The organism is Pseudomonas corrugata (genome assembly GCF_001269905.1).
GTDB classification, from domain to species: Bacteria; Pseudomonadota; Gammaproteobacteria; order Pseudomonadales; family Pseudomonadaceae; genus Aquipseudomonas; species Aquipseudomonas corrugata.
The window spans coordinates 725029-739216 of sequence record NZ_LHVK01000003.1 but is presented as its reverse complement, the minus strand read 5'-3'; the positions used below and the strand labels follow the sequence as shown (position 1 = coordinate 739216).

Genomic DNA, 14188 nt, shown 5'->3' with positions numbered 1-14188 from the left:
CGGCAGACAGGTGCCTGGCTCATCCCATGAGTCACGCTACCGATAATGCCAAATCACATAGGCAGAAAACGCCCGCAAACATGCACTCAACTACAGAGGACCTGTAATGAGCGGATTGCGGAAGCCACCTGATTGGCTGAAAAAGATTGTCCTCGTCCTTCTCTGGAAAGCTTTGCGTGAGGTCTTTCGCAGGCTTGCCGAATGGGCCTGGGACAAAGTTCGCGAGATGGATATTTAACCTTTGGAAACGGCGGCCCACCAGATGGGCCGCCTCTGCCGAACCGGCTCCCTCAGGGAAAGGAACCCATCCGCCCCCGAAACGCCATGCGCAGGCAACCCCAGGCGATGGCTCCAATGATCAACACCTCGGCCACACCCATCAGCAAGTTGAAGGAAAAGGTCAGCGGTTGCTCGGCCCAGTAGAAAATCGTCGAGCCGATTCGAAAACCACTGGCGTGCAGCCGTCCGGTAAACACAGACGGCACCAATGCGACCAGGTTAATCAGCTCCAGCACCGCGAGGAAGGTACCCAACAGCATGAGCAAGGTACGCGCAGGCATACCAAGCTTCGCGCTCGATTCGGACGCAGTCGCGCGCCCTCCCCCTCTGCGCCGCCTGGCTTCCCTCACCGCCTTGCCGCTGGTAGTCGCTGGAGCCGGCCTGTAGGCGGCCTTCGCAGCCACCGCCGAAGCACCGACCACCTCGGTAGGCACCGCCACGTTCAGGTAGTCGGCCAGCTCACGCAGCCACATGTCGGTGCGTTGACTGCCCGGCACTATCGGAACGTTATCGGTGGTCAAGCGATGCTCGGTGCCGTCGCGCATCACCAGCCACAGCTGGGCTCCGGCTTGCTCAGCCTGCGGAAGACGACGAAGCGCAAGGTATTTGACGGCATCGATTCTGAATACCGACTGCACACGCTCGCGACGTCCAAAAAAGTTCCGGGTCAGGCGCTTGCCTTTACCGTCCACGCGCGACAACACCAAGCTCTCGCGGATACCGGTGTAAACCATCAGCATCAGGCCAAGTGCCGGAATCAGCAGCAGCCCGAGAACGATGAGCAATGAAGACAGCGGATCCAGGCCAGCCGACGGCGATACTCTGCACCCGATTGTGCGAGTGGATGCGCAGGTCATCCTGGGCGGTGCGCTCGAAGCGGTGGCCGATCAACATGCAGAACTCCCTCCCACTGTTCTACGAAATCCTGAAACGTTGGTCCGTTTCCGCGCAGAACTCTCACGATTCCTACGATGCTCTCGGAATCTCTCACCTTGTCCGGTTTGAGCGCGCAAATCTATAGTCTTTCCCGTCGCCCAAGAGGGCGATCAGGTTTGGCGACCTGCGTATCGGATAGCCCTTTAAAAATTGGAGCAATCCCATGCAGAGATACATCCCCATCACCGGCATCGACTGTACCCCCGCCTCTCTACTCATCGATACCCAAGCACCGCTTGACGTTCTGCACGCAACCGCTGATTACCGCATTCGAGTGGTGACTCAGGTATTGGAGAACATAGCGTTCCGATCCGAGATTGCCAGCGATACGGTGGTGCTTTCGGATTTTGCGCAATTATTGGTCATTCCGTTGCGCGATGGGTGTGATTTGTTGGAGGTGATTGGTCGAGGACTTCAGGCGCAGCTTGAAAGTTGATAGAACGACGGGCGCTTGAGAGTGCCCGTTTTTTCCTCCCGGAGGATTGCACAGACAGGCTCACCCGTTCGCATCCTCAAGCCTTACTACGGCATCGGTTTTATCAAACATGTCAGTGATCAGGCGTGACCGAAGACTGCCATCAACACTCACAACCCGGAAGGCTGCTTTCGGCCGATTCTGTTGAAAAAGTCGCTTTGCCGAAACGGTCTCATCGCTGATCAGTGAAAACGCCTTTTTTGCACGAACCTACGTGAAATCGGAGTCCGGATGCCTCCGCTCAAAGTAAAGATTTCAATCTCACGCGCGTACTTTTCTACCGAGGAAACCATGGCCGACTTTTTCAACAGAATCGGCCAGAAGCAGACATTCGGTCGTATCTACGAATCAGGGTCGACTCACTATCAAGGCATGCAAAAACCTGAAGGCTTGGTACTAGCTTTAAATAGATCGACAGAAATCTGATTTGATGGCCAGGCTTCAAAATGAAAACGATGTTTGGAATGAGATTTACTGGTTCTCGAAGGTGCTGCCAGCGCCTTAAGGAGATCACCGACAATGCCCACGGGAGCACTGTCGGCGTCCGGATTTTCAGGTGTGTCCGCCGCTATATAATTAGCGGTCAGATCTACCTTCATGCTTTGAGGGGAATATTTCGCATAGTCACCAGAGCGGTGGCGCAAAGGGTTTCCTTGCCTTGTTTCACGGCAAACAAATCGGCAGCGGCAACCGTAGTGTTGTTCGATGCATTGATGACACGTCCCCTGGCTAGTAGCTTTTCACCCTCTGCCGGGGCAATTAGTTTGACAGTGAAATCTGTAGTCATATTTATCCAGCCAGGTGGCAGCAAGGTTCCGGCGGCCGAACCTCCGGCAAAATCAGCCAACGCTCCGATGATACCACCTTGAAAGTAGCCGTTATGCTGAGTGAGTTCTTTGCGCGTTGGCTGTTCTATTTCACGATGACCTGGCTTCAGGTAATTGTAATGAAATCCCAGTAATTTTGCCGCTGGCATACTGAGTACCGCTCCTTGGACGTGCTTATCAAAGTCGGGATTGCTTGCAGCGAAATCTTCCATGGCATTCATCCTTATAGTCTGCATGTGTGAACGACACTAACCAAGCCATCGCTCGAGTTTTTTATCAATGTATTGAGTGCGTATTGCATTGCGCATAACCTTACCTGCGTGCTTTTCGGGTTAGCGGATCAACAATTTCTATACGTGTTCCCGGCAACGCTTTACCCGACCCCACCAATGTTTGGCAGGGTGCGGTATCCGTTGGCAGAATCTTTCCATCACGCAGCGCCTGCCTGTCAACTTTCAGTGTAATCGGGCCTTTTCCCTTGACGCCTCCTGACGCTTGTAACGTGCATTCGGCCAAGCCATAACAGGGATAAACAGCCTCTCTGCTGAAACCGAATCGCTGGAAAGCAGCCTGAAACTCACTCATGGTATCGTTACGAATTGGCTCGGCACCATTGAATGCGACTTGCCAAGTGCTCAGATCCAGTTCTATATCAGATTCTCGCTCAAGTGCCTTAGGCTCTGTACGAAAAGAGATGTCGCAAACACCGCATGGAGCATGCGAGTGAGACCATGGCGGCATAACTTTTTGCGAGTTTGTCGAAGCGTGTCACGATCCGACGGTTCTCTTTCAGCCAGCCAAACATGCGCTCGATGATGTTGCGCTGTCGGTACTTGGGCCGATCAAACAGTCTGGGTAAACCAGGCTTGGGCTTGCGCTTCATTGAGCGCAGCGGGATGACGGGCTGCATTCGCCCCCGGCCATGAGTTTCGATGAAGAGATCGGAGACCACATCCCAGGCCTCAAACGCTTTGCCATCACAGAATTCCTTTCCGCTGATGGCGGGTGACTCTACAAAATCTCAGCGTGCAAGGAGCGCCAATTGGGTTTCTCGGGATTTCGTACAGAGCCTAGTTATCCAAACAGCAAAACCGCCAAACTCGACATTAAAAATAAGGGCCGCAACCTAATTCAGGGCAGCGGCCCTTTTGCTTACTATTTTATTTTTTTGCTCGCACCCGGCTCCATCCACAACCTATTCCACTACGCCACTGACTGCCCTAGTCCTCAGAGAAGACTGAACCGATTTGGCGCCCGTGATGCGCCTGGCGTAACTCAAAAGGAACTCCCTCCGATGTCAGCCCTGTCAGCCCTGCTCAATACTCGCCATGGCGTAGGTTCAATGTCCTCGCTGATCGGTTCGAACGCTTAGTGCAAACTTATCTCGATAACCCTGCAAAAAGCTCAGACAGGTTGTCATTCTTTAAGACCTTTTGCTGAGTTTGAGCGCCTGAGTAAATCAGGCAGCGCTCTGGCTTAGGCTTTCCGTGCGGGCGACCTGACTTGGCTGGCCGAAAAAACGCATCAACAGCAGTATGCTGCAGATGGTTATAACGTAAGCCAGCACCTGAATCCCGGCGGGTTGAGCGGTGTAGCCCACCAAGGTGTGGAGCATCTTGCCGAGGATACTGTTGTCAGTCAGCAACCAGGAGCTGTCCCATACGGTATCGCCAAACGCGGGCAACCAGTCCGCCGCCACCAGAAAGCCCACACCCTGGCTGGCCATACCTGCAGCAAGCAGAATAATTAAACTATTGGTCACCTTGAACAAGTGACGCATCGCGATTCGCAACAGGCCAAAGTAGATGGTCGCCCCTGCAATGACACCGCCAGCAATCCCGATTAAGCCACCTGCGAGCATCTGCCCTGTTTGCCCTGGGTCACCCGCTGCAATGCCGTAGAGAAACAACACTGTTTCCGAACCTTCTCGCAAGACAGCTACACCGACCACGATGGCGAGGCCGGTCAGTGGTTTCTGACCGCGTGCTACGGCTTGTCCAAGGTCATTCAATTGCAGTGATAATTCACGCCCATGCCTGCCCATCCAGATGCTGTGCCAGGCCAGCATAAGGACGGCAATCAGCATTACCGAAGCATTGAATAGCTCTTGGCCCATACCTGACGCCCACTCGCTGATCTCATCGGCAAATACCGCGATCAGGCAAGCGCCGAGCACACCCGCGAAAAGCCCAGCGGAAATCCAGACCCCCCGGCGAGGTACACCTTTGGTCGCCGCCATAACAATGGAAACCACCAGTGCTGCTTCAAGGATTTCGCGAAAAACGATCAGTGCCGTCGATAACATGGGGGCTCCGTCTTGGCTACTTGACGATCAACTGGGTTTTCGAAGCCGCTTCATGGTACTCGTCGTGAAACTCGTAAGTACCTGACTTCAACGGGCCGATGAAGAAGCTGGCAGTCTTCCCGCCAGCTACCAATTTGCCGCCTTTGAAGTCATCGCTGATGAATTCAGCAGTGGTGCTGTCCAGGTTGTGCAGGGTGATCTTGACCTTGGTGTCTGCCGGGATCGTGAGCGGCGCCGGAGTGAATTTGTGCTCTCGGACTGACAGTTCAATAGCCGTGTCGTTTGCCGATTGAGCCATCGCGACAGTGGAGACGAGCATCAGCACAGCCACCGATGGAGTAATGAGAAAATTCATACGAGTAATTCCTATTTGCTTGCGATGAGTGAAATATGAACGCTTAGGTGTAAAAATTTTGTTGTGATCGCTGAGTTTCTTATCAGGCACTGGTGCCGCTACTGAGAAATTTCGCGCGCCTCAGTTCCAGCTAAGTTTCACCGCATAACCTCCACTCTGCGCCCATCGAAGCGCTGTTCTGGAGGAACAATCAACATGCAAGCGCTATCAAAAGCCAACTGGCTAAACAAAGTCCCCGAGGTCACGCTGGCCTTCTGGGTGATCAAAATCATGTCCACCACCGTGGGCGAAACCGGTGCCGATTTTCTTGCCGTCGATGTAGGTTTCGGCATCGGCTGGACCAGTGCCTGCATGGCACTCCTGCTGGGGATAGCCCTGCTCTGGCAAATGCGAGGCAAAGCCTACACCCCTTGGATTTACTGGCTGACCGTAGTGCTGGTGAGCATCGTCGGGACCCTGATCACGGACATTCTCACCGACGTACTGGACGTCAGCCTCTACACCAGTACGGCGGTGTTTTCAGTGTTTCTAGCGATCAACTTCTTTGTCTGGTATCGGGTCGAGCGAAACCTGTCCATCCGTGAAGTCGACACTCCCCGGCGAGAGTTGTTCTATTGGACAACTGTGCTCTGCACCTTTGCTCTCGGCACGGCTGCCGGTGACCTGGCCACTGAAGCACTGGGCTTAGGCTTTGCCTGGGGCACGGTTATTTTCGGCGCACTGATCGCCATCACCTTCGCAGCCTGGCGGGTGAGCGGCAATGTGGTGCTGACCTTCTGGATCGCCTACATCCTGACCCGCCCCTTCGGCGCCTCGCTCGGCGACTTGCTGACCCAGGCCAAAACCTATGGTGGCCTTGGCATGGGTGCCACGTGGACCAGCGCCATTTTCCTCTGCGTCATCGTCATGCTCGTCGCCGTCGCGCAACTCAGTGTCGGTAATCAGAAGCCAGTAACTAACTAACACGCTCAATAACCTTTCAAGGAGTCGTCATGCGTTATTTGCACAACATCATTCGGCACACGACCATCATCGCGTCGATTTTTCTACTCAGCCTCGCGGCAGGCTGCTCTAACCCCGGCGACGATCGTGTCCCGGGAGAGGCCTCAAAACTGGGTGACTTGACGGAGTTTCACAGTATCGCGGTAGACGTCGCCGGACTCGTCGAGAAAAACGATCTACCCGCTGCCAAAGCCCGAATCAAGGATCTTGAATCGGCATGGGACTCCGCCGAAGCCGGCATCAAACCTCGCGCCGCCAGTGACTGGCATGTCCTGGACAAGGATATCGATCACGCGCTCTCCGCCTTGCGCGCCAAGAGCCCTGACCAAGCCAAATGCAAGACCACCATGGATGATCTGTTGAAAGCCTTTGATTCAATGAAAGCCAAGACTTGAACCGAGGACGCAAAGCCGCACTGATGCTGAACAGGGATAAATGGCTTCGCGAACATTGGAACAAGTGATTCACTGCAGGCGCGACGCTCATTGCCGATAAGACTCTCGGCAAGGTGCCGCGCCTCATGCATTCTGGTAGCGGAGAATGATGCCGGAGCAGGAAATGCGGATATTGCTGGTCGAAGACGACCCGATGATTGGCGATGCGATTCAAGGCGTACTGCAGGATGCGAGCTACGCCGTTGACTGGGTACAGAACGGCCTAACGGCTTTGGCCGCACTGGACACCCAACACTATGACCTAGTACTGCTCGACCTTGGTCTGCCCGGCAAGGACGGCCTGACAGTGCTGAGCGGCGTCCGTGGCAAGAATAATCCTGTGCCCTTGCTCATTATTACCGCACGCGACAGCCTCGACGATCGGTTGCGCGGCCTCGATGGCGGTGCAGACGACTACCTGCTCAAACCCTTCGAAATGGCCGAATTGTTGGCCCGCATGCGCGCCGTGCTGCGCCGCAAGGGTGGCAGTGCGCTATCCATACTCGGCAACGGCGTGGTCTCGCTGGATCTGCTCACAAAAGAAGCCAGCACCGAGGAAAATTCGGGAATTTTGCTCTCCAGCCGCGAATTCGCGTTGCTGCAGGCGTTGTTGATCCGACCTGGAGCGATTCTTTCGCGCGGCGATCTCGAAGACCGCATCTATGGCTGGGGCAATGAAGTGGAAAGCAACGCCGTGGAGTTTCTGATTCATGCGTTGCGGCGCAAGCTGGGTAGCCATGTCATTAAGAACGTTAGAGGTGTGGGATGGATGGTTTCAAAAAGCGCCTGAGTGAGTCGATACAACTCAGGCTGTCCATATCCCTGTCGCTAGCCATTCTGCTTGTTGCCGTCGTGGCAGGCATTTTCGCCTTCGTTTCGGCATTCGCCGAAGCCCACAAAATGCAGGACGATACCCTGCGTCAGGTGGCCGTTCTGCTTGATCGGCAACAGATGGAATTCAAGTATCCCGAACAGCTAAGTGCCGATGAGCGCGATGAGGACTCCCGAGTCATCGTTCAGTACTTGGCCGATGGTAGCAAGGCGCAGGGTACTGATGATGCCGTGACACCGCTGCCGTTTCCGACCACGCTTGCCGACGGCCTGTCGACTGTAACTATTCACGGCGAGGTGTTTCGCGTGCTGGTCCGGACAACCACGCGGGGCGAGCGCATCGTCGTCGCCCAAGAAAATGACATTCGCGATAAGGATGCCCGCGCGAGTGCCTTGCGCAGTGTGTTGCCGTTCTTGATTCTGCTTCCCGTCCTGCTCCTGGTGGTTAGCGATCTGGTACACAAGCTGTTCCGCCCGATCGCTGAGATCAGCGGTGAAATTGATGAGCGCGCCGAGCAGGCGCTGCACCCGATTGACGAGCGCCATCTGCCGACCGAGGTCCGGCCTTTTGTCGTAGCGATCAATCGACTGCTCAAGCGCGTGGCGCTGGCCATGGAAACACAGCGCCGCTTCATCGCCGATGCAGCCCACGAACTTCGATCCCCCATGACAGCGCTTTCCTTGCAAGCCGAACGACTGGTCACCACCGAGATGCCAGATATAGCGCGAGAACGTCTGCTGCCATTACGTCAGGGCATCGAGCGCGGCAGAAAGCTGATCGATCAACTGCTCACCCTGGCCTCAGCGCAATCTCTCACAAGTTTGCCGACGTCAACGGTGTCAGTGCATGAAGTCTACCGGCGGGTGCTTGAGGATTTGCTGCCGTTGGCTGAACTCAAACACATCGACATCGGCGTTGAAGGTGCACAGGACGTACAGGTGCTCATCAATGAAATGGACCTGATCACCCTAGTCAAGAATCTGGTGGAGAACTCGATTCGTTACACACCACCAGGAGGGCGAATAGACCTGTCGGTGACCACTGAAGAGGGCGCAACACTATTGCAAGTCAAGGACTCTGGACCTGGCATTTCGGTCGAGGAGCAAGAGCGGGTGTTTGATCCGTTCTATCGCTGCCTGGGGAGCCGGGAAGTCGGCTCTGGATTGGGACTTTCCATCGTCAAGGCGATTGCGGAGCGTATTGGGGCGAGGGTTCACCTCGGGTTCACGGATAAGCTGCAGGGCCGAGGATTATGCGTCTCGGTGTGGTTGTGTGTGGAGCAGCCGTCATGGACGCAAGAGCCCAGCTAAATTTTTCAACGGATAGTTCGCAATGAATGGCCCCAGACTGGTCATCAGGCTGAGGCCTTCGTATGTCCGACCGACGTGACATTCAGTATCGGGCACCTGTAAGAAACTATGCATTGCACCTACTCCACCTGCGGAGATTCATAACCTCTGCAGGTGGCGAATTTTTTAACGCTTACTCGATGGGCATCAGCCTCTACCAGGACGCATGCCATACCAAAAACTCAACCGACTCAGAACGCATGAAACACGCCAGTCAGTGAGCACTGGTAACCCCGGAGACGAGGCTGCCAGGCAACAGCATTGACTAGGCATCCGTCAGAGCTCCCCCCTAACACGTGTACCGACAGCACTGGCGCGTCCAGTACGAAAGGCGCGGGCTCGCTCAGGTTTGATACGCAGTGGCTGACTGCCCTTGACCAGGTAGTGCGCCACGGCGGTGATGGCAATCAATCCGCCAAACAGCCAGGCCGCGTTGGTGGAGCCGATCTCCATGTTTCCTGCCACCCAGTCACCGGCGGCGGTGCCAAGGGCGAAAGTAAACAGAATCACCACCCAGTAATAGCGTTCGCGCCTCGGCGTGTTCAGGCATGGCGTTGATGGGGCGCGCCTGTGACAGAGCCACAGGCTGCAGCACAAAAGGGATGGCGGCTTAACCGTAGACTTCTTCGACGCGGCGGGCCTTGGCAGCGAAGGCCACCAGTACGACCAGCACCGCAGCCAGCACCAGCGAGGAACCGATGGTGCCAAAGTCCAGGCCACCTTTTTCATGCGACTTGGTCAGGAAATCGCCGAGGGTCGCACCGAACGGCCGGGTCAGGACAAACGCCACCCAGAACAGCAGTACGCCGGAAATCCGGGTGTAGAACTTGGCCAGCACCACGGCGGCAATCGCCGAACCGATCAGCAGCGCGCCACCGGCAAAGCCCAGGCCGGAGTCATCCGCCAGATAGTCGCCCAGCGCCGTGCCGAGGGTGTTGGATATCAGGATGGCAGTCCAGTAGAACAGCTCGCCCTTGGTGGTGTGGATGCTGTCCACCGACAGGCTTTTTTCGCTCAGGCGCCAGACGGCAAAAATCGCAATCAGCAAGCTGATCAGAATCAGCGAGCCCGAGGCATAGCCCAGGCCCAGGGTGCGATCCATAAAGTCCGACATGGTGGTGCCGGCGGTACTGGTGGAGAGAATCACGATCCAGTACAGCACCGGGTTATGGCTCTTGGAAAACAGCTGCAGACCAAGCGTGACCAGGAAGGCGCTGATCAGGATCAGCGAGCTCATGGCGTAGCCCACATTCAGGGTCATCGACAGCAGATCGCCGGCCGTTTCGCCGAGGGTGGTGGCACAGATTTTCATGACCCAGAAGGCGAGAGTGATTTCCGGCAGTTTGTTCAGACTGATATTGCTGCTCATGGGGGTGGAGATTCCTAAAGGCACAAGGAGTGTGGGCACGGCGTCTAGCCAGCCTGTCGTCAACTTTCAATCCGTACTGCCGCGCTGATTCAGGTAACGGCCGGGAGGGCAACGGGCAAGCTGTAACGCGATGTGAGTGGCGGGCGCAGGATGCGCTGGCAAAGGTCAAAAAACCGTCAAAGCCGAATAGAAATCATATTCATTTATCGGCTGCTGCGGCTGAAGAAACGTCGTCAAGGGCTTGCTGTTAATCCAGCAAGTTCTAGAGCTGTGTGGATTTCAGGATTATTTACGTATTCAAACGTGCAGCCAGCACGAGCGTAATTGGGCGGACTTGAGTACCCGGCTGCACAATTACTGACCAATTGTTTGCATTCGACTTGACCGGCGAACGCTTTAGTCTGACCGGCAGAAAATGGGCGGTTAGCGACGGTCTGACTTCGACCGTCGCTATACATGGTCAAACCTCGGTCTGTTCCGCCATTTCCAGGGCATCATCGACGTCAATCCCCAGACATCGAACGGTGCTCTCCAACTTCGTATGGCCGAGCAGCAGTTGAACCGCCCGCAGGTTCTTCGTCCTACGATAGATCAGTGATGCCTTCGTACGTCTCATTGTGTGCGTGCCATACATGGCTGGATCAAAGCCAATGGCTTTCACCCAGCCTTTGACGATACGAGCGTATTGACGAGTCGATAGAAGAGCTAGCCAGAGCAGTGGTCGCTAACCGACCAAGAGCGGACGTTTAGAGCAGAGAAATAAATCTGTTCTCTTTTCCCAATGGACATCACCGCGGCGTACGCAGGGCTATCGCGTGGTGCGCGCAAGCGCTCTCTACAAAGGCACCTGAGCACTTGGCGCCGCGCAATGAGGCGAAGCATGGACTTCGCGTACGCTAACGATATGCCTGAACCAATGCATGAGCGAACCACTCGTAGATTGCTTGTGGGTGGTATTGGGGAAAATACGCAATTAGCACGGTTGTAGTTACAAGCGCCAGCACCACCAACAGCGCGGTAAGTAGCTTTACCAACGTCGAGAGAGGTGGATTGGGCGGGCCGTATTTATTAATCGCTTTACGCCCCGGAAGCATGATGAGCGGAAGCGTTATCACAAAGCCGATAACAGGGAACACGTGGAGAATTGCCCATACCGGACTCCAGCCTAGATCTCGTGCCCTGCGTACCAGTAGAGACACGTCGAGCAGGATGGCAGGAACGACAACGGTGACACCGACTATCAGCAAAACCTCCAGTTGATGGCGCAACCCCACCATAAAGAACGCCAGCAAAATGCACGGAAGAACCAGCACCAAGGGCACACGAATCAGCCAGAAGCGCGCCAGAGAAATACGCCCGGAAAAATCAAGAATCCTGGGTTTTGAAAACGTGACAACGTCGTCGTCAATCAGTTGGGCGTCGCCCGGTTGGTATGGGTTTTCGATTTCGCTGCTGATGCCGCCGAAAACGGGTTCTATCCTTGCCATTTAGTGCTATTCCCTTGTGTTTGATTGTGCTATTCACGTCACAACGTTTACGCCTCGTATCTAATCGAAGGCCGGCATCAAACTCAAGAGAAAACGCTATCGTGTAAGGGGGGCTGTGCACCACAGCATGTGTGGGTCTGTCGCATGGTGCGCGCAGCACACCTTATGAAGTGTTTTGCCGCTAGTAACAAGGTGGGTCATGTCCCTACTCTGAACGACGGCTTCTGGCCGATTCTGTTGAAAAAGTCGGCCATGGTTTCCTCGGTAGAAAAGTACGCGCGTGAGATTGAAATCTTTACTTTGAGCGGAGGCATCCGGACTCCGATTTCACGTAGGTTCGTGCAAAAAAGGCGTTTTCACTGATCAGCGATGAGACCGTTTCGGCAAAGCAACTTTTTCAACACAATCGGCCAGAAGCAGCCTGTCCCGCTGACCGATTGTTGTTGACGAAGACGCTTACTGACGTAGTATCGCCGCCCCCAAAAACATCCGAAAAGGGTCCTACACCCAGAGGTCCGCCACTCCGATCAGTTGAAAGACCTCATCCCCCGAGGGCTCGGCGAAGATGATGTCCAGGTTCCGGTAACCGGAGTGGTCCCCTACCAAGCTCAATTCGAATCGAGCCCCATGGGCGTCGGTTTCGTAGTTCTTCAAGTACGTCAGGTTCTTGGCTTCATTGAACACCACGTCCAACGTGCCGTTGTAACCATTTCCCAGCTGCGTAAAGCCCAAGGCGGACAAATCGATCCTGTCTTCGCCCGCGGTATAGTCAATCAGCCGATCGGTGTGGTTTTCGGTGGCGGTACGGTAGCTGTCGCTCAGTGCGTCGAAGCGGAACACATCGTTGTTGCCGCCGCCCACCAACAGGTCCCAGCCCTCCCCGCCAACCAAGATGTCGTTCCCTAGCGCTCCATGAAGACGATCATCGCCCGCCAATCCCTCGATGATTTCACCTCGAGCGTTGCCTTGTAGACGATCGGCCTCTTCGGTGCCCATCAAGCTGGCCTGCTGAAACAGAAGGTTGGTTTCATTCAGCGTTTGGCCCAAGTCACCGTCGAAGACCAGTTCGAAGCGCTCCCCATTCGCGCTGGCATCGAAGCTTTTGAGGTAGGTCCGCGTCCCGCTTTCATTGACTCGTATCGCCAGCGTTCCGTCATGTCCATTGCCCAGCCCGAGGAAGCCCAGGGAGGAGAGCTCGATGGTATCGGTGCTGGGGTCGAAGTCGGTGATTCGGTCGCTATGGGCCGCCGTTGCGGTTCGGTAACTGTCTGTAATTGACTGGTAACGGAACGTATCGGTCCCGGCACCGCCCGTCAGCAGGTCACGACCTTGCTGGCCATCGAGCAGATCGTTACCGGCCCCGCCAAGGATCGCATCGTCGAACGAGGCGGTACCCAGCAAGAAGTCATCATCGTTGCCACCGTCAAGGTGGTGATAGCCGTCGTCGGGATTGCCAAAGCTGTGGTCCAGGCTGCCGTCGGCGTTCAACTGAACCAAGGCAGCCAGATAGCCGTCCGCGCCCGTACCCTGGCTTCCGCCAATCAACAGCTTGCCGTCGGCCAGCACGATCATGTCGGCGACTGAGAAAGGAGCGCTTTCCGAGCCCCAACTGACCTGCCCCTGATGACCGAAATCGGTGTCGAGCGAGCCGTCGGCGTTGAGCCGGATCACGGTCGCCACGCCACCCGAGGCGCCCGCCAGGAGGATTTTGCCGTCGTCCTGGATGACGAGGGCGTTTGCATGAACCTCCAGGGCCAAGCTGCCCCCGTTCGCAAAGCTGCTATCCAGAGTACCGTCCTGGTTGAGGCGGGTCAGGGTATCTCGCCCCGTGACCAATACCTTTCCGTCTTGCTGCAGCGAAACGTCGATCATGCTGGCGGGGTGAATGCCGACGGACGCCGGCAGGTCCAGGATCCCGCCCTCTGCGAAAGACGAGACCAAGGTCCCCGTCGCGTCGAAGCGGGCGATATGGATCTCCCCGGAGGGATACCCAGCGCTTGCGAAAAAGCTGCCGTCGGTTTGTACAGAGAACGACGCTTGTTGGCTTAGAAAGTCATTCCAGTAGAAAGGCACTGTCGCGGTGCCTCCGTTCCCGAAACTCGTATCGAGGCTGCCGTCAGCCAAGGTACGACTTATGCCCGACACCCAGGCATCGCCAACTTTCACGTAATGCGTCACCAGGTACCCGCCTCCCGGCTGCACCGCGGCATTACCGCCGTCCTCGATATCGAGCGACACAGGCAGCAGAGATTTACCGTCTCCACTGAAGCTGCGGTCCAGGCTTCCGTTAGCGTTGAACCGGACCAGGCTGCCGGTGAAGCCTGAGTCCTCTTCGCCTCCTAGTCCGAGCCGACTATAAGCACCAAGCCAGATAGCACCGTCCGGATCGACCGTGATACCTCCGATTTTGTCCAAACCCCATAAGGGCGTGACCACCATGCCTGTGTTCCGCACAGCTGAAGCGGCGGGCGAAATGCTCTGGCCCATGTCCATGCCTCCGTTAGCTATCAGTCGCCCGAAACAATAGACACGGATCAG

Annotated in this window: 13 protein-coding genes and 3 pseudogenes; 5 read left to right on the top strand and 11 right to left on the bottom strand. The window is 55.8% G+C overall.

Going from position 1 to position 14188, the window contains the following annotated elements; genetic code table 11:
• Window positions 1–290: 290 nt before the first annotated feature.
• Window positions 291–1173: pseudogene (locus AD665_RS03710) on the bottom strand (hypothetical protein).
• Between the two features lie 205 nt (window positions 1174–1378).
• Between AD665_RS03710 and AD665_RS03705 the strand changes: the two are divergent.
• Window positions 1379–1651, top strand: coding sequence for a hypothetical protein (locus AD665_RS03705; protein WP_024778573.1), 273 nt, complete (start codon window positions 1379–1381; stop codon window positions 1649–1651).
• A gap of 634 nt (window positions 1652–2285) precedes the next feature.
• Here AD665_RS03705 and AD665_RS03700 read toward each other — a convergent pair.
• From AD665_RS03700 to AD665_RS03685, 5 genes and pseudogenes are all read right to left on the bottom strand, one after another.
• Entirely contained in the window at window positions 2286–2729 is a 444-nt protein-coding gene (locus AD665_RS03700) for a PaaI family thioesterase (RefSeq protein ID WP_024778574.1), read from the bottom strand.
• 100 nt (window positions 2730–2829) lie between these two features.
• Complete coding sequence (locus AD665_RS28100; protein ID WP_122319448.1) at window positions 2830–3258, bottom strand: AMP-binding protein; 429 nt, start codon at window positions 3256–3258, stop codon at window positions 2830–2832.
• Window positions 3191–3436 (bottom strand): annotated as a pseudogene (locus tag AD665_RS03695) (IS5/IS1182 family transposase); the annotation flags it as partial. The pseudogene AD665_RS03695 and the gene AD665_RS28100, both read right to left, overlap by 68 nt.
• Before the next feature lie 540 nt (window positions 3437–3976).
• Window positions 3977–4822, bottom strand: coding sequence for an FTR1 family iron permease (locus AD665_RS03690; protein WP_053190992.1), 846 nt, complete (start codon window positions 4820–4822; stop codon window positions 3977–3979).
• A 16-nt stretch (window positions 4823–4838) separates the two neighbouring features.
• Window positions 4839–5177, bottom strand: a complete 339-nt coding sequence (locus AD665_RS03685) for a cupredoxin domain-containing protein (RefSeq protein WP_024778577.1) — start codon at window positions 5175–5177, stop codon at window positions 4839–4841.
• Window positions 5178–5372: 195 nt separating this feature from the next.
• On the opposite strand from AD665_RS03685, the gene AD665_RS03680 reads away from it, so the two are divergent.
• From AD665_RS03680 to AD665_RS03665, 4 genes are all read left to right on the top strand, one after another.
• Window positions 5373–6140 (top strand): COG4705 family protein, encoded by a 768-nt coding sequence (locus tag AD665_RS03680; RefSeq protein WP_024778578.1) that lies wholly within the window; start codon window positions 5373–5375, stop codon window positions 6138–6140.
• Between the two features lie 29 nt (window positions 6141–6169).
• The gene (locus tag AD665_RS03675) at window positions 6170–6574 is read left to right on the top strand and encodes a hypothetical protein (protein ID WP_053190989.1); all 405 of its coding nucleotides are present in this window, start codon (window positions 6170–6172) and stop codon (window positions 6572–6574) included.
• 163 nt (window positions 6575–6737) lie between these two features.
• Entirely contained in the window at window positions 6738–7403 is a 666-nt protein-coding gene (locus tag AD665_RS03670) for a response regulator (protein ID WP_024778580.1), read from the top strand.
• On the top strand, window positions 7379–8755 hold the full coding sequence (locus AD665_RS03665; protein WP_053190987.1) for an ATP-binding protein: 1377 nt from the start codon (window positions 7379–7381) through the stop codon (window positions 8753–8755). Before AD665_RS03670 ends, AD665_RS03665 begins: the two co-directional genes overlap by 25 nt.
• A gap of 315 nt (window positions 8756–9070) precedes the next feature.
• On the opposite strand, the gene AD665_RS27670 is transcribed toward AD665_RS03665, so the two are convergent.
• The 5 genes and pseudogenes from AD665_RS27670 to AD665_RS03645 form a co-directional block, all read right to left on the bottom strand.
• Window positions 9071–9304, bottom strand: coding sequence for a hypothetical protein (locus AD665_RS27670; RefSeq protein ID WP_197677813.1), 234 nt, complete (start codon window positions 9302–9304; stop codon window positions 9071–9073).
• Between the two features lie 100 nt (window positions 9305–9404).
• Window positions 9405–10145 (bottom strand): COG4705 family protein, encoded by a 741-nt coding sequence (locus tag AD665_RS03660; protein WP_024778583.1) that lies wholly within the window; start codon window positions 10143–10145, stop codon window positions 9405–9407.
• 478 nt (window positions 10146–10623) lie between these two features.
• Window positions 10624–10863: pseudogene (locus tag AD665_RS03655) on the bottom strand (tyrosine-type recombinase/integrase); the annotation flags it as partial.
• 196 nt (window positions 10864–11059) lie between these two features.
• Window positions 11060–11650 (bottom strand): DUF805 domain-containing protein, encoded by a 591-nt coding sequence (locus AD665_RS03650; protein WP_053190984.1) that lies wholly within the window; start codon window positions 11648–11650, stop codon window positions 11060–11062.
• A 501-nt stretch (window positions 11651–12151) separates the two neighbouring features.
• Window positions 12152–14137 carry a M10 family metallopeptidase C-terminal domain-containing protein gene (locus AD665_RS03645; protein WP_053190981.1) on the bottom strand — a complete coding sequence of 662 codons (1986 nt, stop codon included), beginning with the start codon at window positions 14135–14137 and terminating at the stop codon, window positions 12152–12154.
• Window positions 14138–14188: the final 51 nt, after the last annotated feature.